At 65.1% G+C, this 17,197-nt stretch carries 15 protein-coding genes; 10 read left to right on the top strand and 5 right to left on the bottom strand.

What is annotated here, in order from left to right:
- Window positions 1–66 precede the first annotated feature (66 nt).
- The 5 genes from ACYVGE_RS06700 to ACYVGE_RS06680 all read left to right on the top strand — a co-directional run bounded on the left by ACYVGE_RS06700 (window position 67) and on the right by ACYVGE_RS06680 (window position 5,560).
- Window positions 67–774: a hypothetical protein gene (locus tag ACYVGE_RS06700; RefSeq protein ID WP_460728258.1), complete on the top strand. Its 708-nt coding sequence runs from the start codon at window positions 67–69 to the stop codon at window positions 772–774.
- Window positions 775–1,122: 348 nt separating this feature from the next.
- On the top strand, window positions 1,123–1,710 hold the full coding sequence (locus tag ACYVGE_RS06695) for a hypothetical protein (RefSeq protein WP_460728256.1): 588 nt from the start codon (window positions 1,123–1,125) through the stop codon (window positions 1,708–1,710).
- 273 nt (window positions 1,711–1,983) lie between these two features.
- Window positions 1,984–3,405 carry a M20/M25/M40 family metallo-hydrolase gene (locus ACYVGE_RS06690; protein WP_460728254.1) on the top strand — a complete coding sequence of 474 codons (1,422 nt, stop codon included), beginning with the start codon at window positions 1,984–1,986 and terminating at the stop codon, window positions 3,403–3,405.
- Between the two features lie 240 nt (window positions 3,406–3,645).
- On the top strand, window positions 3,646–4,524 hold the full coding sequence (locus ACYVGE_RS06685) for an acyltransferase (protein WP_460728252.1): 879 nt from the start codon (window positions 3,646–3,648) through the stop codon (window positions 4,522–4,524).
- Between the two features lie 172 nt (window positions 4,525–4,696).
- Window positions 4,697–5,560: an alpha/beta fold hydrolase gene (locus ACYVGE_RS06680; protein WP_460728250.1), complete on the top strand. Its 864-nt coding sequence runs from the start codon at window positions 4,697–4,699 to the stop codon at window positions 5,558–5,560.
- A gap of 102 nt (window positions 5,561–5,662) precedes the next feature.
- Here the strand turns inward: ACYVGE_RS06680 and ACYVGE_RS06675 are convergent, their stop codons facing one another.
- A complete protein-coding gene (locus ACYVGE_RS06675) occupies window positions 5,663–7,129 on the bottom strand; it encodes a hypothetical protein (RefSeq protein WP_460728248.1) in 1,467 nt (488 codons plus the stop codon).
- Window positions 7,130–7,290: 161 nt separating this feature from the next.
- Between ACYVGE_RS06675 and ACYVGE_RS06670 the strand changes: the two genes are divergently transcribed.
- Window positions 7,291–9,825, top strand: coding sequence for an alpha/beta hydrolase family protein (locus ACYVGE_RS06670; protein WP_460728246.1), 2,535 nt, complete (start codon window positions 7,291–7,293; stop codon window positions 9,823–9,825).
- 198 nt (window positions 9,826–10,023) lie between these two features.
- On the opposite strand, the gene ACYVGE_RS06665 is transcribed toward ACYVGE_RS06670, so the two are convergent.
- The 3 genes from ACYVGE_RS06665 to ACYVGE_RS06655 all read right to left on the bottom strand — a co-directional run bounded on the left by ACYVGE_RS06665 (window position 10,024) and on the right by ACYVGE_RS06655 (window position 12,207).
- The gene (locus ACYVGE_RS06665; protein WP_460728244.1) at window positions 10,024–10,395 is read right to left on the bottom strand and encodes a bactofilin family protein; all 372 of its coding nucleotides are present in this window, start codon (window positions 10,393–10,395) and stop codon (window positions 10,024–10,026) included.
- A 202-nt stretch (window positions 10,396–10,597) separates the two neighbouring features.
- On the bottom strand, window positions 10,598–11,236 hold the full coding sequence (locus tag ACYVGE_RS06660; protein WP_460728242.1) for a hypothetical protein: 639 nt from the start codon (window positions 11,234–11,236) through the stop codon (window positions 10,598–10,600).
- A gap of 65 nt (window positions 11,237–11,301) precedes the next feature.
- Window positions 11,302–12,207: a hypothetical protein gene (locus tag ACYVGE_RS06655; RefSeq protein ID WP_460728240.1), complete on the bottom strand. Its 906-nt coding sequence runs from the start codon at window positions 12,205–12,207 to the stop codon at window positions 11,302–11,304.
- Window positions 12,208–12,392: 185 nt separating this feature from the next.
- Between ACYVGE_RS06655 and ACYVGE_RS06650 the strand changes: the two genes are divergently transcribed.
- Window positions 12,393–12,677, top strand: coding sequence for a hypothetical protein (locus tag ACYVGE_RS06650; RefSeq protein ID WP_460728238.1), 285 nt, complete (start codon window positions 12,393–12,395; stop codon window positions 12,675–12,677).
- A 220-nt stretch (window positions 12,678–12,897) separates the two neighbouring features.
- Here ACYVGE_RS06650 and ACYVGE_RS06645 read toward each other — a convergent pair whose 3' ends face one another.
- Window positions 12,898–13,569 carry a hypothetical protein gene (locus ACYVGE_RS06645; protein WP_460728236.1) on the bottom strand — a complete coding sequence of 224 codons (672 nt, stop codon included), beginning with the start codon at window positions 13,567–13,569 and terminating at the stop codon, window positions 12,898–12,900.
- A 311-nt stretch (window positions 13,570–13,880) separates the two neighbouring features.
- On the opposite strand from ACYVGE_RS06645, the gene ACYVGE_RS06640 reads away from it, so the two are divergent.
- The 3 genes from ACYVGE_RS06640 (at window position 13,881) to ACYVGE_RS06630 (ending at window position 17,132) form a co-directional block, all read left to right on the top strand.
- On the top strand, window positions 13,881–15,569 hold the full coding sequence (locus ACYVGE_RS06640) for a TPR end-of-group domain-containing protein (RefSeq protein ID WP_460728234.1): 1,689 nt from the start codon (window positions 13,881–13,883) through the stop codon (window positions 15,567–15,569).
- Window positions 15,570–15,876: 307 nt separating this feature from the next.
- Window positions 15,877–16,251, top strand: a complete 375-nt coding sequence (locus tag ACYVGE_RS06635; protein ID WP_460728232.1) for a hypothetical protein — start codon at window positions 15,877–15,879, stop codon at window positions 16,249–16,251.
- 410 nt (window positions 16,252–16,661) lie between these two features.
- The gene (locus ACYVGE_RS06630) at window positions 16,662–17,132 is read left to right on the top strand and encodes a hypothetical protein (protein WP_460728230.1); all 471 of its coding nucleotides are present in this window, start codon (window positions 16,662–16,664) and stop codon (window positions 17,130–17,132) included.
- Window positions 17,133–17,197 lie beyond the last annotated feature (65 nt).

Genomic DNA, 17,197 nt, shown 5'->3' with positions numbered 1-17,197 from the left:
TTCGACCATCACACCGCGGGCGACCGTAATCACGGCCGCCCGGCGCAAGAACCCAAGGAAGACTCGATGCGTGTAACCACCCTCCCGATCGCGCTGGCCGCGGGGCTCCTGCTCACCGGCGCCATCGCCGCCGCGCCACGGACCGCCAAGCCCACGGCCGCGGACCAGTGGCTGCTTCCGCCCGATGCCAAGGTCGGTGATGAAACCTTCGGCGACCTCACCGCACGCTGGTGGCAGTGGGCCGATCGCATGCCACTCCCGCCTTACCTGGATCCCGATGGCCGCCTGTGCGGCTACGACCAGGGCGGTGACGTGTGGTTCCTCGCCGGCACCGATGGCACCTTCAGCGCCAACCGCACCTGCGTGGTCCCCGCCAAGCGCCACATCCTGGTACCCATCATCAACATGCGCTACAGCGATACGCAGCAGCACAACGGCAAGACGCTGGCGCTGCCGTGCAAGGTGTTGCAGGAAGGCGCCGCGGTGAACAACGACCGCCTGGGCAGCGCCATCGTCATGATCGACGGCACGCCGGTGAGCGACGTGAGCCGTTACCGCATCCGCAGCAACGGCTGCTTCCCGCTGGTGGAGGGCGACAAGGAGTCCCCGAGCACCGCCTCCGACGGCTACTGGCTGCTGATCAAGCCGCTGCCGCTCGGCCGCCACATCCTCACCATCGGTGCCAACTACGCCGCCGACGAAACCGGCTACGGCCGCATGGTGCAGAACTTCGAGTACGTGCTGCACGTGGGTGGGAGAACGGACGAGTTGTGAACGGATAGTGCGAATGTGCCTCCGGCCCCAGCCGTGAAGCAGGCAACATCGGTGGCGCCACCTCCCTCTCCCTCTCCGCTTAACTCCCTCTCCCGCTCGCGGCGCCCGAAGGGTGTCCAAGGGTGAGAGGGCCGGGTGAGGGCGCGCCGCGCAGCGGCGCCAAACTCCCTCTCCGCTTAACTCCCTCTCCCGCACGCGGGAGAGGTTGGGGTGAGGGCGCGCCGCGCAGCGGCGCCAGGGTGCCCGAAGGGCGAGGCGTTCAGGATGAGCGGGCAGCGCCCTCCAAAGTTGTCGGCTATATTTCCCACCGCGCCATGCGCGCGTACACGACCGTCAGGGGAGGCGTCCGTGGAAATCCTGCAGAGCCGTCATTCCAACCACATCCGTTACAAGTTCGACACGGATGAAATCCACTACTTCATCGAGGACAGTTCGGGTAGCCGCTCGATGTCCGTCGGCTATCCGGATATCAGTCGCGACCGCCAGGTCTTCGTCGAGCGCAATGCCTGGCTGCGCAACGCCGGCCTGTTCTGGCTGGCGCTGGGCGCCGTCCTCACCGGCATGGCCGCGATCAAGGGCCAGTTCGCGCCGTCGCTGTGGTTGTTCATCGGCGCCGCCTGCTACGCCGGCTACCGCCTGCGCACCACCCGCTTCACCATCGTCCCGTCCGAGAAGGGCAACCTGCTCGTGATCGACGACGCCGACGGCCAGCGCATCCTCAAGGAACTCGAATCGCGCCGCGCCGATTACTACCGCCGCGAGTACGACTTCATGCCGCAGGACGAGACGGCCGAGCAGCACCGCAACCGCTTCAAGTGGCTGCATCGCGAGGGCGCATTGTCGGACGGCGAGCTGACGCAGCGCCTGGCGAGGGTGGATGCCAGCGACCCGGCAAGGATCGAGCCGGCCAGTCCGCAGTTGGCGACGATCAACTAGTCGGATTCGCCCATGAGGCCTGCGCGTCCGCGGGCCTCTTTCATTGCGACTGCCGCAGCAGATGCGTCGGTGGGCAGAGCTGACTTTGCACAAACCCGACCCAGCTTTTGCACTGACACGCTTTTCTCTCCCAGGCGACGCACAAGTTTGCCGTCCACCGCATCGCTGGCCGCCGGATGCTGTAAGAATCAGCCCAGGGCCGATGTCCCATCCATGGGCACGGATTGCGCGGGTTTCGCGCGACCTTCGGGGACACAACAAGGGGAGAGGTTCATGAGATTGGCGTTGATTGCATTCGCTGTAGCGGCGTTCGTCGCAGGTCCGGTGGCGGCACAGGTGCCGACTGGCAAGATGGGCGCGCTGCGTCCCGACCAGCAGCGCTTCTTCGAGCTCTATAAGGAGCTGGTCGAGACCGATACCTCGGTCACCACCGGCAGCTGCACCCAGGCGGCCGGGCAGATCGCGGCGCGCTTGAAGGCGGCGGGCTTCGCCGACGATCAGATCACGCTGTTCTCGGTGCCCGACCACCCGAAGGAGGGCGGGATCGTGGCCGTCTATCCCGGCACGTCCAGCACGCTCAAGCCGATCCTGCTGCTCGCCCATATCGACGTGGTTGCGGCCAAACGCGCCGACTGGGTGCGCGATCCATTCACGCTGGTCGAGGAGAACGGCTACTACTACGCGCGCGGCATCGCCGACGACAAGATGATGGCGGCAACCTGGGCCGACGCGCTGATCCGCTTCAAGCAGGGCGGCTACAAGCCCGGGCGCACGGTCAAGATGGCGCTGACCTGCGGCGAGGAAACCGACACCGCGTTCAACGGCGCGCAATACCTCGCCAATAACAAGCGTGACCTGGTCGACGCGGCCTTCGCGCTCAACGAAGGCGGCGGCGGGGACACCGACGGCAAGGGCCACCTCGTCGCGCAGTCGATCCAGGTCGGCGAGAAGATCTACCAGGACTACAAGCTGGTCGCCACCAACCCCGGCGGACACAGCTCCCAGCCCGTGCCCGACAACGCGATCTACGCGATGTCCAACGCCCTGTTGAAAGTCGGCGCGCACGAGTTCCCGGCCGAGTTCAGCGACACCACCCGCGCCTTCTTCGCGCGTGCCGGTGCCGCGCGCAAGGACGAGATGGGCGCGGCGATGGTGGCGCTGGCCAAGGACCCGGACGACGCCAAGGCGGCCGCGGTGGTCAACACCGAGAAGAGTTTCCACTCGATGCTGCGCACGACCTGCGTGGCGACGATGCTCAACGGCGGCCACGCGGTCAACGCGCTGCCGCAGCGCGTCGAAGCCAACGTCAATTGCCGCATCTTCCCCGGCCATACGCCGGCGGAGATCAAGGACGAGCTGGTCGGGGTCATCGGCAACCCGAACATCTCGATCGACCTGGCCCGCAAGGACAAGCCCCTGGCCAAGTCGCCCGCGCTCGACCCGGCGATCATCGGTCCGATGGAGACCCTGAGCGCGAAGTACTTCCCCGGCGTGCCGGTCATCCCCTCGATGTCGACCGGCGCGACCGACGGCCTCTACATGTCGGCCGTGGGCATCCCGACCTACGGCGTGCCTGGCATGTGGGGTGATCCCGATGGCAATGGCGCGCACGGACTCAACGAACGGCTCGAAGTGCGATCGGTCTACGTCGGCCGCGATTACCTGTTCGACCTGGTGAAGGCGCTGGCGCAGTAGGCGGCAGGGTTGGGGCCTGCATGGCCCGTTGTCTGCACGGAAAGAGGCCCCGCATCGCGGGGCCTTTTTTTGGCGAGACCGATGAGACAGCAGCAGTTTCATGGGCGGTGGAAGACATGATGGGAAACATGAGACAGACGACGGCCCGGACAGCGGGATGGGCCAGCTCCGGCCGGCAGGATGACGTGGCCTCGGTTTCCTCGGGACAATAGGCATTCGTCCGAGACTCTCGTGTTTCCAATGCTTCCATTGCGTCTGGTACCGATTTCCCTGCTGATCGCAGCCAACACCGTGTTGCACGTGCTTCCACTGCTGCTGGTGGCGTTGGTGAAGGCCTTGCTGCCGTTCGACCGTCTGCGGCGGGCGAGCAATCCCGTGCTCACCGGGCTGGCGGAAAGCTGGATCGGAGTGAACAACTGGATGATGGACCGCTTCACCGGCACCCGCGTCGACGTGCAGGAGGACGCGGTGCTGCAGGTGGACGGGCACTATCTGGTGCTGGCCAATCATCAGAGCTGGGTGGATATCCTGGTGTTGCAGAAGGTGTTCAACCGCCGCATTCCGCTGCTGCGCTTCTTCCTGAAACGGCAGCTGTTCTGGGTGCCGCTGCTGGGACTGGCATGGTGGGCGCTGGATTTCCCATTCATGGGCCGCTACACGCCCAAGCAGATCGCGCGTCGCCCGGAACTGGCCCGGCGCGACACTGAGGCCACCCGCCGCGCCTGCGAAAAGTTCCGCGCGATCCCGGTGGCGATCATGAACTTCGTCGAAGGCACCCGCTTCACGCCGGGCAAGCACGCCACACAGGGAGCGCCGTACCGCCACCTGCTCAAGCCGAAATCCGGCGGCGTGGCTTTCGTGCTGGACGCGATGGGCGAGGGCCTGCACGCGATCCTGGACGTGACCATCGCGTATCCCGGCGGGCGACCCTCGATGATGGACTTGCTGTCGGACCGCATCCCCGCGGTCCGCGTGCACCTGCGCCAGCGCCCGATCCCCGATGAGTTGCTGCATGGCGACTACCAGGACGACCGCGCGTTCCGTGCCCGTTTCCAGCAGTGGATGAACGGGTTGTGGCGGGAGAAGGATGCGGACATGACCCGCCTGCTGGCGGACTGAAACTCTCCGGGGTCGCAGGACGCGAGTCCACTGGATGAAACGAGAGGCCCGCTTCTGCGGGCCTCTTTCATTGCAGGTGCAGCAAGCACGTCGGCTCGTTGCATGACCAAGTGCACTGCGCCACATCCGTTCGCGTGGTCACAATTCGCGCATGGACAACACGGAGCAGTAAATGAGCAAGACGTTCGGAATGAAGGGATGGTTGCTGTCGTTGGCGCTGGCCTGCACGGCGGCGACGGTGCAGGCGGCAGACGTGAAGGAGAGCGGGGTGCAGGCGACCGCAGTGCAGGTCGCCCGCAAGGGCTACAACCTGCAGGCGGAACGGCAGGGGCAGGGCGCGATCACCGTCGTGTTCGAGTCCGGCTTCGGCCAGGGCGCCGGCGTGTGGAAGGACACGATCGCCAACCTCGGTGCCGAGTGCACTTGCATCGCCTATGCGCGCGCCGGCCTGGGCAAGTCCGGCACGGACGGCGCCCCGAAGACCATCGAGCAGCACCTGCAGGACCTCAATGCCGTCATGGACGCGCTGGCGCCCGACCGCAAGGTCGTGCTGGTCGGCCATTCCTACGGCGGCCTGCTGGCCACCGAGTTCGCACGCCAGCATCCACAGCGCCTGGCGGGCCTGGTGCTCGTCGACCCGGCGACCATGGGGCAACGCCATGACTTCCTGCGTGCCGATCGCGAGCGCGTGCTGGCCGACGACAAGGCGTTGCTGGCGATGCTGCCGCCGGCGATGGCGCAGGACTACAAGCTGCTGATCGCCCAGTTGGACAACGCCGCCGCAACGCCGCGCAGCCTACCCGACCTGCCGGTGGCCCTGCTCACCGCGACGCAGGTGGCGGCCGAGCCGTTCGTCTTCGAGGAAACCGAGCAGGGCAAGGCGCTGTGGAAGCGTGAGCACGCGGACCTGTTTGCCGGCGTGTCGCGCGGCATCCACGAGTACTTCGTCACCGGACACAACATCCACCGCGAGAACCCGAAGGCCGTAGCCGAGGCGATCCGGTTTGTAGCAGCGGCGTCGCAGGCAGGGAACTGAGCGGGGCAGGCTCCCGAGCACCCACGGAGGCCCGCCACTGGCGGGACTTTTCGTGACGGCTCTTCTCCAGGGAAGGCTCGTTGGCACGCGTGTCTCGCCCGATCACTTCAGCGCAAGCATCACCTCGCGCAGGTCGCGGGCCGCCTCGGCCGCGGCAGGCAGGTCGTTGTCGAAGATGGCCCCGTCCAGGTCCTTCAACAGCGTTTCGACCATCGTGCGGGTAGTGGGGTCGAGCCTGTTCGCGAAGCGGTCGCGGATCCATTTCATGGACACGAACGCGCTGCGCGCGCCGCCGCGGGAACCCGTGCTGGCCGTGATCAGCGCGCGCCGGGCCCAGAGCTCGAACCGCGCCTCGTCGATCTTCACGATCGGCCGATAGCGCAATTGCAGGTCGTTGGACGCGTACGCCGCGTCGACCGAAGCCGCGAGGGTCTTCGTGCGGTTGCGGTTCCGCACCTGCGCCAGCAGGTTGCGCAGGGCGAGGTCGGTCGGCTCGATCAGCCGCGGCGGTACGTTGCCGGTGCGGAATGCATTCCACGCATCCAGCATGTCCATCGCCGTCTTCTCGGCGTCCTGCCACTGCGCCGGGGTGTCCAGATGCGACGCGAAGATGCGGTCGGCGCCCTTCGAGATCTTGCGCAACGCCGCTGGCACGCCGCCCGGCAGCGCGTCGATCGGCGCAGCGAGCGCCATCGCCTCGATGTCGGGACCGTCGGTCGAGATGAACTCGCCGTAGCCCGGCGCGAACACCTTGCCGCTGTGCGTGCCGTCGTCGTGCGTTTCCACACCGACCATCGCGCCATGCACCCGACCGGACGGGCCCGGATAGGTGCGGTTGATCTTGTTGACCACGACTTCCTCGAAGACGATGCCCGGGATGTTCTCCGCGCGGTTGGCGTCGCCGACCTGCGGATTGGCGGGCATGATCATGGCCGCGCTGCCCTCGATGCCGGCATGCCACGTGCCTTCGTTGGTGACGATGCGCCCGTTGACGTCGTAGTCGGACACGGCTTCGCCGAAGTACCACACGGATCCGTCGTCCGCCTGCGCGTAAAGGTCGATGGCCACCTCCTGCAGGCTGCCGCCGAGCCAGGCCATGTACTGCGAAACGAGGACCCGGATGCACTGCCCGGGCGACCACTCGATGAGCTGGGTGTAGGGCAGTAGCGTGGTCTCGGTATGAAAGACCTTGTTGTCGACATGGCCGTTGAGGATCGCCGAACGCAGCGAGGCGATCGGGAACAGCGGGTTGGTGACCGCCGTGGGATGCGAGAACGGCGCCGCCACCAGGTCGCGGCGCGCGGAATCCGGCGCGAGCGTGAGGTCCGCGAGCCCCGCCGCCTCGAGTTGCTCCTGCGTGGGTTGCGGAACCGCCGTCGCGACGGAGGGGTTGCACTGCAGGGTCCCGCCCACCGACGCGGCTGCGGCCGCGGATGTCGGTTTATCGTCTGCGTCGCTTGCGCTGGCTGCGGTGAGCAGAACGAGCGACAAGCCTGTGGCCGGGAGCTTCGCCGAGCGCAGGATCCGGGCGAGGTTGCTCCATGGAGGGACCAGCCGTATCGCAGCCATGGCGCGCTCCTTGACCTCGGGCGACGGCGGCAACGTAGGGCGCGTGGGGTTACCAGAGCGTGAGAGCAGACACAGACGGAGATGCGTGCTGCTCCACCCTGCTGCGATATTCTGGTTGCGGGGAAGGGCGCACGCCCGGCAAGCCTGAAATGGGGAGTTGCATGTCGCAGGTAGGGAAGGGCGGTCGCGAGCGCCAGTTGCGGGTGCGTCTCGAGTGGTCGCAATGGTTGCTGGCCGCAGTTCTGTTTTTCTGCGCGCTGGATGTGCTGGCCATGCGTCGCATCGATCCGGGTGAGGATCCCAAGCTGTCGGCCGACGAAGGGCTGGTCGTCGTTTCGGTCGATACCAGTACACCGATCAACACCGTGCATGTGGGACGGGTGGGCGGCGGCACTGCGACGGTGCTCAATTACCTGCCAGCCGGGCGCAATTCGTATCTGTTCGCCACCAAGGCGGGCGAGTACGAATGGGCGCAGATGAAGCTCACCAACGGCTTCATGTACAGCCGTTTCACCATCGGCAAGCCGGAGTTCCGTTTTACGGTCGCACCAGGAAAGATCGTCTACCCGGGCGACCTGGTCGTGCGCGCTTCGGCACTCTCCAGCGCCTACATCCAGATCCACAACCGCACGCTGCCGATCATGGACTGGCTGCAGGCCAAGCACGCGGCGCTGTACGCGCGCCTGCCGTTCGAATACACCGGCTACTACCCCGATCCGTTCCCCGCCTACTACCGGGCCGCGCTGGCCAAGCGCGTCGATCCCGGCCTCGACCTCAATGGCGGGCGCGAGGCGCCCAAGCCGTCGGGCCTGCCCATCGCCGCCGACGTGATGTGGAAGCCCGGCCGCGTCATCGCCGTGGCCATCAATCCCGCCGGCGATCTCCTGGCGGAAACCATCCGCGAGGACACGGACCGCTACACGCTCAATCTGATCGACCTGCGCGCCGGCGTTTCACAGCGCTTGGCCGCCAAGGCGTTTGACACCCTGCGCTGGAAGGGCAATCGCAAGCTGATCGCGTCCAGCGACGGCTCGCACATCGTCTACGTCATCGGCGATCGCGCCGGCGACAAGCACCAGGTGAAGGAACTGCCTCTGGCCGGAACGGGAAGCGTGGTCGACATGCTCCCGCAGGAAGCCGACACCATCCTGATGGAGGGGTACGACAGCACTGGCAGGCTCGTCGTGCACCGCGTCGTGCTGGAAGGCGACAAGTCCATCAACGGGTTCAGTACCGCCAAGTCGCGTAATCGCCTCAACCAGGGCGTTACCAACGACCGGGGCTGGTACACCGACGGCAGCGGCCGCCTGCGCGCGGCGATCATCCAGCGCGATGACGCCACGGTGCTCGTGCACGGTGCGGACGGCGTCTTTCGCGACGTGCTCAACAGCGACGACGACCACGAGTTCGATCCGGTTGGACTCTCCTTCGACGGCAACACCATCTACGGACTGACCGACGAAGACCGTTCGCAGCGCGACCTTGTTGCGCTCGACCCCGTCACGCGCAAGATCACCCGGACCGTGTTCTCCAAGCCGGCGGTGGACATCACCCAGGCCGTCTTCAACGATCGCCGCGAACCGATCGCCGTCCGTTACCACCAGGCCGGCCGCCTGGTCACCGAATACTTCGACGACGCCAACCGCAAGCTGGTGGCGTGGGTTGGCACCGCGTTTTCCGGCAATGAAGTGACGGTGATCGATCGCAGCGACGACAACCTCCAGCTGATCCTGTGGGTGGAGGGCGCGGACCATCCACCGCAGCTCTACCACCTCGACGTGGCCAGCAAGAAGGCGTCGCTGATCGACGAGATGGCGCCCTGGCTGTCGGGCAAGACCTTCGCCGCCGCGCACGTGATCAAGACCAAGGGCAGCGATGGCCTGCCGATCGAAGCGTTTCTCACTCTGCCTGCTGGCGCGGGCAAGCGGCCACTGGTGGTGTATCCGCACGGCGGTCCGGTCGGCGTGAGCGACAGCCTGGATTTCAGCAGGGATGTGCAGTTCCTGGCCTCGCAAGGCTACGCAGTGCTCCAGGTGAACTACCGTGGCTCCGAGGGCTACGGCAAAGCCTTCCGCGAAGCGGGCTACCGGAGCTGGGGCCGGATGATCGAGGACGACATCGACGCCGCGCTGGTTGCGGCGCTCGCCGACTATCCGCTGGATGAAACGCGCATGTGCATGCTGGGTGCCAGCTATGGCGGCTACTCGGCGCTCATCTCCGCAATCCGCTGGCCGGATCGCTTCAAGTGCGCCATCTCCATGTCCGGTGTCAGCGACCGCGCCCTGTTCTTCAGCGCCAGCGACAATGTACGCTCGGAGAAGATGCGTCCGCAGCTCGAACGCCTTCTGGGCAACCCGCGTACCGACATGGCGGAGATGCAGGCGGTCTCTCCGCTGTATCACGCCGACGCGCTGACCGTTCCGGTGATGATCGTGCACGGGCGGGAAGACGTGCGCGTCGATTTCGAACACACCCGCCGCCTTGTGCGCATGCTCAACCTGGAGAAGCGGCCTCCCGTGCTGATGGCCATCCCCGGCATGGAGCACGATCTCGACGACCCGGAGATCGCAGCCATCGTCTGGACCGGGATTGCTGGCTTCCTGCAGCAGTATCTGGGCTCGCCGGCGACGGCCGCTGCGGTTTCGACGGATGCGAAGCCCGTGGCGGCCCCGACAGGCGGCGCTCTCGTGAAATAGCGCCTCGCTGCGGTTTGGTGAGGCGGCCTGCTAGACAGCCATCGTAGCCCGGTAAGCGAAGCGCACCCGGGGCTCCCAAAACAGCGAGGGAGTTCCTACTAATGATGGATGTTACAGAGACAGACGGCGCGCCGAGTTGTACGTGACATCGTCCGACAATGAGCAGGGAGCGTTCCCGCATCCCACTTCTGGCGTCAGCTACGGTGGGGGGATTACCGTTCCAGATGGATCATCTGCGGTGCAAACCAGGTTGCCATCTACCCGGGCGCCTGCTGCCATTGCCAACGACTTGTAATAGACATCTCCGGCAACAAAGGCGGTTGATGAAAGGTCGAGCAGTCCCTCTGTGTAGATGCTGCCGGATACGACCCCATTGATGGACGCGGCAGGGGCATGAATCTCACCTTCCACAATGCCCGTGTTGGCAATTACCAATAAGGCGCCATTTGCCACGGTGGATATCACGCTTCCCTTGATTTTCCCTTCAACGCGAAGTTCGCCATCGAAGATGACATTGCCTTGGACCTCCACATTGCGTCCAATCAGCGATTGAGTGTCGCTCATAGTCATCAAGTCGTTTTCGCATCGACGGGTGGATGCTTATCGCACTTCCACCTTCGGCTGCGAGCCTCTTGTCGTCAATGTGGGGCGCGCGAACATGAGGTTGCTAAATTGAGAACAAGAAAAGCCCCGCTCGCGGGGCTTTCTTGTTGGGCGGTGGGATCCTGAATTCGGCGTGCCACTGCTTCAGCGCTGCATATCTCGTGAGGTGCTATCGCTCGAGTACCAGCCCTTCGATCGGCGGCACCAAGTCCTTGATGAGGCATCGCGGTGCGGTCGGTTTGATCACCAGGTGCACGCTGTAGCAGTCGCCGCTCTTGAGGCAGCAGGTCAGTGCCGCCAGCTGGTCCTGGCAGCTGCGGTTCGCCTGGCACTGGAGCTGCCCGCCGTGTTCGCAGTTGAAATCGGCGATGCATTGCTGGATCGAGTCGTAGCCGGTGGTGGTGGGCGTGGGGGGTGGGGTGCCGTCGTCCTGCGGTGCGGGGAAGTCCCTGCGGCTGACGACGGCGTCGTTCGCCAGGTTGGTGACGACCAGCGCGAGCCTGGATTTGTCCCGCACGACATCGGTCCGATAGAGCGTCTGGGCTTTCGACTTGCGGTCGAGGACGCGCGTGTATTGCAGGGGCGTGCGTTGTGCATCGCCCAGTTTCATCACGGTGCGCGCCTGTGGGTTGCTGAGCGAAGTGACGACAAAGGCGTCGTCCTCGTTCATGGTGAACTGGTAACCCTCGACGTTCGCGCCCTTCAGGGAACGGGCGAGGTCCGCGCGTGGATCGGTGGGCTTGCACGACGCGAGCAGCGCGAGCAGGACGAGCGCCACGGTGCGGAGCGTGGATCGGGTGAGGTTCATGTCATCACTCCTTGTGAGTCGATACGAGAACGCGTCCGGCAGCCCGGACGCGTCGCTTCCATGGATCAGGCGCAGCCCATCAGCTTCGCCTTGCGCAACAGATCGGCGATGGCGTGCTGGATCCTCTTGCGCTCGTTGGCGTCGATGTCGCTCTGCAGGTCTTCCTTCAGCGAGTCGATCGCCGCCTGGATGTCGTCGCACGAGGCCGGGCTGGAGCCGGATGCGTCGCGGCTGATGAATCCGCCATGGATCTCCCAGTCGCCGTTGCCATCGCTTTCGTCGTCGTCCCAGCGGCGTTGGAACTCGATCACCGGGGTCTGCTCGAAGTCGTCCTGGGTCACCGTGAACGCCTCGGCGCCGATCTTGTCGTCGTTGTTGCCGAACGTTCCATACCAGGCGATCTGGGCACCGCTCATGTAATCGACGACAGCGGCCCTGACGGCGGTGGCGGCCGCTTCTTTCACGGCGGCGATCTGCGCGGCGATCTCCTCCGGCGTCGGCGGCGATGTGGCGTGCTGGAAGCTGGCGGCGGCTTTTGCCACCGCGAATTGCACGGCATCGCACAGGGCCGCATAGGCGGTGGTGGCGATATCGTCGGGCCAGCCGTCTTCTTCCATCAGTACGACGACCACGCCGGCGATCCCCGGCAGGTCGTCGCCGAGCACCTGGCGGAAGGTCGGGTCGTACACGGGAATCGGCTTGAGCTGCGTGGTCCACGCGCCCAGCGAGGTGGGAATGAGGACGCGGTCGCCTTCATCGACGTCCTCGTCGCCGAGATTGCCGTGGGCTCCGTTCTTGACCTCGATGGGCGGAAAGCCGATCAGTCCCGCCGAGCCCACGGCATAGCCGTCGCCGTCGATCTTGAAGAAGACCGGCCACAAGTAGGGTTCTGCGTCGCCCCAGCCATCCGCTTCGTCGTGACAGTCCAGGTTGTAGAGCTGGATCTGGAGGTTGAGAGGTGTTCTTGCCATGGTGCCGCTCCTTTTGAATGGCATTGCCCGCTCCCTCTCCATATGACAACGGCGTCGTTCCTGACCAGAGGTCAGCGTCGGCAGAGGGGGCAGGTTGATTCATGCCGCCGTCCGCGGTTTTCGGAAGCACCATTCATGGCGGTTGCGCTATCTTCCCCGGCTTGGAGCAAATCAGGGTCGAACCAATGAAGGCCACAGTCGTCGGTCTAATCACGCCGCATGTTCTTAGAGTCGCTGATCTCGCCAGGCAGGCCGAGACAGGCGCCAACGTTGACTGGCATGTGCGGGATGCCGTTGCAAAGACCATCGCCGACCTCGGATCCCAATACAACGCGCGGGACTTGCTCACGGCCTACATCGATTGGCTGGAGACTGCGGCCCGTGAGGCAGGGCAGGCCCGCCCGTTCTATGCCGGCGTGTTGCGGGCAGCGGCGGCGACGGCCGCACGACATCTCCAGGCACGCGATTGAGGATTCACGATCCAGGGAGAGGGGTCAGGTTCATTCACGGCGCTGGAGGAGAGAAGTTCTCGATCTCTTCCAGTGAAAGATCGCGTGCTTCGATCTCCCCGGCAAGGGCATCAAAGTCTGCTTGTGGCAGCGTGCCGCGACTGGCCCGCCGCGCCGGGGTGCATCGAGCCCATGTTCAACATCGACCGCACACCAGTGGCGTGCGGCCGATGCCAAACGCTCATCGGTTCCGCCACGGCCCGCCGCAGTGGAGGTTGAGCCACATCGCGTCCTTCTGGACCACCAGCACTGCCGCGCTCCAGTCGCGGACGCGATCGTGCGCGGCTTCCTGCAGGACGCGCTGTTCGAAGAATTGCAACTGGCCACAGGCCCTGCGGTCGTTGGCGGCGCTGCCATCCCCCAGCAACGTTTCCACCGTAGACAAGCGCGCGTCGAGCGTCTGCACCAGCTCCAGGTCGAACCCGAGCGGGATCAGCGACGAGCGCAGGTTGCGCACCCCGAACGGGGCCATGGGTGCATAGGTGAACGCACGCAGGTCCACGAGCACCGTGCCGGTCGACAACCGGAATCCCACCAGGCCATCGATGACACCCAGGGGCTGGCCTTCACCGCCTTCGAAACGGACGCTCAGGACGCAGGTGCCCCGCGGCGGCAGTTCCACATAAGTGCCTCCGCTGCACTGCCAGTCGAAGCCAAAGGGCCCGTTCGAGCCGAGGCCGTACACATCGATGGCGTTGTCGGTCTGGTTGGTGAACACGACCGTCGCCCAGGGCGAGGTTTCGAACGGCAGGGCCGGGGGCAGTTCGAGCAGGTCCGTCGATGCGGTGACGGGCTGTGCCTGGACGTTGAATGCGGAACCCGCAAGCAGCAAGGACAGCAGCAAGGTCTTCATGGCCTTTCTCCAGTGGTCGGTCCCTCGGCGTAAACAACGCGCGCGATTCCCCGGACAGGTCAACCGCCTGGCGGGCTGCAGCGCCTCACCGAGCGCATGGTCGATTCGGAGCTGGCCTCCCGAAAACCGCCCATGACCGCCAGACCCTCTTCGCCACGTTGTTGCAGTCGGTGAAGGCGCATTCCCTGGCCGGATCAGCCACGCTGTATGACGTGCCGCCGCAACATGCAGGCCTGCCGGGCTTCCACGGTCGCGAAGTTGCACGGTTGGGGCGGGACGCCCACCATCCGCGCATCCCCTGGAGGACGCCCATGGCTGAACCAGGCAATGAGTCGTCGGGGCTCGGCTTCTTCGCCGAGCTGCGACGGCGCCGCGTGATCCGCGTCGCGGTGGTCTATGCCATCGCCGGCTGGGTCGTGATCGAGGTCGCCTCGACCATGCTGCCGGGGCTGCACCTGCCCGACTGGACTGTCACCTTGGTGATCGCACTGGTCGTGCTCGGCTTCCCGATCGCATTCGTGATGGGCTGGATGTTCGACATCGGCCCGCGCGGCGTGCAGCGCACCCGTCCGGTGGATGCGCCCGCTGCGGCGGCCATCACCAACCCCGCGACGACGTCGACCGATGCGCCGGCAATCGCGTCGACAGAACGGGGAACCACGCCACGGGCGACGCCAACCCCGGCGCCGCGCGCGGTCTCCGCCGTCGACGAAGGCCGTCGCACCATCGCCGTGCTGCCCTTCGTCAATATGAGCGGCGACGCCGAGAACGAGTATTTCAGCGATGGTATCTCCGAGGAGATCCTCAACCTGCTGGCCAAGCTGCCACAGCTCAAGGTCGCCTCGCGCACTTCCTCGTTCAACCTCAAGGGCGAGAAGGTCGACATCCCGACCGTGGCCCGGCAACTGGGCGTCAGCACGATCCTGGAAGGCAGCGTCCGCCGCGCCGGCGACCGCGTGCGCATCACCGCGCAGCTGATCGAGGCCGATACCGACTCGCACATGTGGTCGGAAACCTACGACCGCGAGATGAAGGACGTGTTCGCCATCCAGGACGACATCGCCCACAGCATCGTCAAGGCGATGCAGGTGACGCTGAGCCCGCAGGAACGCCGCGCCATCCAATCGGCCGCCACCACCGACCCGGAGGCCTACGACTACTACCTGCGCGGTCGCAATTACATGTATTCGATGGCGCGCCGCGACTACGAGCACGCCATCCGCATGTTCGACCAGGCCATCAGCCTGGATTCCAAATACGCGCTCGCCTATGCCGGGCTCGCCGACGCGTATTCGCACATGTACCGCTACGTCGAGGCGACGCCGGACAATGTCGAGAAGGCCAACCGCGCCAGCGAGCAGGCCGTGGTGCTGGACCGCGACTCGGCCGAGGCCCATGCCGCGCGTGGCATGGCGTTATGCATCAGCAACCGCTACGACGAGGCCGACGCCGAGTTCGAAATCGCCATCAGCCGCAACCCCAATCTGTTCGAGGCCTGGTACTACTACGGCATGGCCGCCTCGTCGCAGGGAAAGGTCGAGAAAGCGGTCGAGCTTTACACCCGGGCGTCCGAGGTCAATCCCGCCGACTTCCAGGTGCCGATGTTCCTGGCGATGGCGTACGCCTCGCTCGGCCGCAAGCAGGACGAGATGCGCGTGCGCCTGGGTGCGCTCGGCACCCTCGAGCGGCACCTCAAGCTCAACCCGCACGACACCCGCGCGATCTACTTCGCCGCGCAGAACCTCTACCGCATCGGTGAGCGGGACAAGGCGATTGCCCTGGCCGAACAGGCCATGCAGCAGGGCATGAACGAACCGGTCGTGCTCTACAACGTCGCCTGCTTCTACACCGGCCTGGGCGAGAAGGAACGCGCCATCGACTTGCTCGAGCAGGCCGTCAGCCTCGGCTGGGGCGATCGCGACTGGATGGAAAACGACAGCGACCTGGTGCCCCTGCATGACGAGCCTCGCTTCCAGGCACTGCTGTCGCGCATTCACTGATGTCGACAACACCTCCGCTTCTAAAGCGTAGAGCGCAATAAGCGAAGCGCACTGCGCCGCCGGTGCGCGCAAATTCTTTTTTTCGGATCGAGTTACCTCGATTGGCTCTCCGATGGCCTCGCGGATGGGCGGGTTCACGCATTCAGTCCTCGCCATTGCTCGCTGCAGCTGAACGCTTAAGCAAATAACCCCCATGGGGAATGGCCTCTCGATTTCGACCCGCGCACCGTGCGGCTACCGCACGGGCACGGACAGTGCCCACTGACTTGAGAAGGAGACTGGAGTGATTGGGCTAAAGAAATCACTGATGACGATTGCTCTGGGTGTCAGCGCCACCTTGATTGCCGGTTCCGCAATCTCTCACCCACAACCGAAAATTCTGTGTCACAACATCGGCGGGCCATTCGATCTTGGCGCCAATTGCGAAGCCACCGGTAACTGCACTTTCATCCTGCCGAATGGCGGAACCGTGACCTTTACGGGAAATCAATTCCTGGGGATTTTGATCGGGGCTAGCGGCGACAATGCAGTAGCGGCCCATCTCGCCCATGGCGATGGTTTCGCCACCGCGATTTATGATCCACCGCTGCACCTGGCGTCGGTAGTCGGGCCCCATCAAGAGTCCAATGTGGAATGCCTGGCGACGAGGGTCATTCCGCAGCCGCCCGAACCTGGGAACTAACCAGGCGGAAAGCCGGAGGTTGCAAGCTAAGCTTGAGGATGCGAATTGAATCAAAATTTAGGGCCCGGGAAACCGGGCCCTAAATGTTTCCGGGGAGCGTTGGGGAATATCGAACGCTGACGGCACTCCGGACATCGTTGCGCACATCAGCAAGGGCTACGGCCAGGCGCCGGCCGACCCGCGGTGGCATGCGGGGGCCGGCTGGCAGCCGCCGACGCTGGCTCGGGCCGCGCGACGCGATGGAGGTTTGCTGCTGTTGCAGTCGGCACATTCGAAGTGGAAAACGGCGCCTTCCTTGTTGGCGGCGCGGTCGAGGTGTCGGTTCGCTTGTAGCTCCTTCGGGGGATGGCACGAGCCGAACGGCCACGCCAGTCTCACGGGCAGGACTACCCAACGAGCGGAGAGCTCCGATGAAACGAGGTGTGATGTTTGCAGGCGTGCTTCTCACAGCGATTGCGGCGCCGGCCCACGCGGAAGTTGTCGTGAACGATACCTACGATTACAGCTTCCTGACGTTCGTCCCTTGCGCCAACGGCGGTAACGGGGAACTCGTGTTGTTGGAAGGGCCACGACACGAGCAGTTCCGCCTGAATATCAACGGCAGCCAGGTCCGCAGCGGCATGCACGTGGATATGCATGAGGTCACCGGCGTGGGATTGACCACGGGGGACGCATACCGGGCCACCGGAGGGCTGAACGGCCAGGTGATGGGTTCCATCCAGGACGGTCATGACTACAACACGACCCTCGTAGGCAACTTCCTCGTCATCGGTCCAGGGCCCGGCAACAACTTCCTGGTTCGCGAGACGTTCCACCTGAGGATCAATCCCAACGGGACCGTTACCTCGGACAGTGACCACGACCTGGAGAGATGCGGCTGACCGTCCGCGCAGGCGTCGACGACGCCTGCATTGACCGGAAGCTCACCCGCACCGTCGACGCATCC

It is taken from the genome of Lysobacter rhizosphaerae (assembly GCF_054779795.1).
Note: the sequence above shows the minus strand (reverse complement) of the source record. Positions and strands in the feature narration are given on the sequence as shown.

Excerpts from the sequence above, each read along its gene's own strand:
- ACYVGE_RS06680 (WP_460728250.1), top strand. The coding sequence starts at position 4,697 with ATGAGCAAGACGTTCGGAATGAAGGGATGGTTGCTGTCGTTGGCGCTG.
- ACYVGE_RS06690 (WP_460728254.1), top strand. The coding sequence starts at position 1,984 with ATGAGATTGGCGTTGATTGCATTCGCTGTAGCGGCGTTCGTCGCAGGT.
- ACYVGE_RS06640 (WP_460728234.1), top strand. The coding sequence starts at position 13,881 with ATGGCTGAACCAGGCAATGAGTCGTCGGGGCTCGGCTTCTTCGCCGAG.
- ACYVGE_RS06700 (WP_460728258.1), top strand. The coding sequence starts at position 67 with ATGCGTGTAACCACCCTCCCGATCGCGCTGGCCGCGGGGCTCCTGCTC.
- ACYVGE_RS06635 (WP_460728232.1), top strand. The coding sequence starts at position 15,877 with ATGACGATTGCTCTGGGTGTCAGCGCCACCTTGATTGCCGGTTCCGCA.
- ACYVGE_RS06650 (WP_460728238.1), top strand. The coding sequence starts at position 12,393 with ATGAAGGCCACAGTCGTCGGTCTAATCACGCCGCATGTTCTTAGAGTC.
- ACYVGE_RS06655 (WP_460728240.1), bottom strand. The coding sequence starts at position 12,207 with ATGGCAAGAACACCTCTCAACCTCCAGATCCAGCTCTACAACCTGGAC.
- ACYVGE_RS06665 (WP_460728244.1), bottom strand. The coding sequence starts at position 10,395 with ATGACTATGAGCGACACTCAATCGCTGATTGGACGCAATGTGGAGGTC.
- ACYVGE_RS06675 (WP_460728248.1), bottom strand. The coding sequence starts at position 7,129 with ATGGCTGCGATACGGCTGGTCCCTCCATGGAGCAACCTCGCCCGGATC.
- ACYVGE_RS06630 (WP_460728230.1), top strand. The coding sequence starts at position 16,662 with ATGAAACGAGGTGTGATGTTTGCAGGCGTGCTTCTCACAGCGATTGCG.
- ACYVGE_RS06670 (WP_460728246.1), top strand. The coding sequence starts at position 7,291 with ATGTCGCAGGTAGGGAAGGGCGGTCGCGAGCGCCAGTTGCGGGTGCGT.
- ACYVGE_RS06645 (WP_460728236.1), bottom strand. The coding sequence starts at position 13,569 with ATGAAGACCTTGCTGCTGTCCTTGCTGCTTGCGGGTTCCGCATTCAAC.
- ACYVGE_RS06660 (WP_460728242.1), bottom strand. The coding sequence starts at position 11,236 with ATGAACCTCACCCGATCCACGCTCCGCACCGTGGCGCTCGTCCTGCTC.
- ACYVGE_RS06685 (WP_460728252.1), top strand. The coding sequence starts at position 3,646 with ATGCTTCCATTGCGTCTGGTACCGATTTCCCTGCTGATCGCAGCCAAC.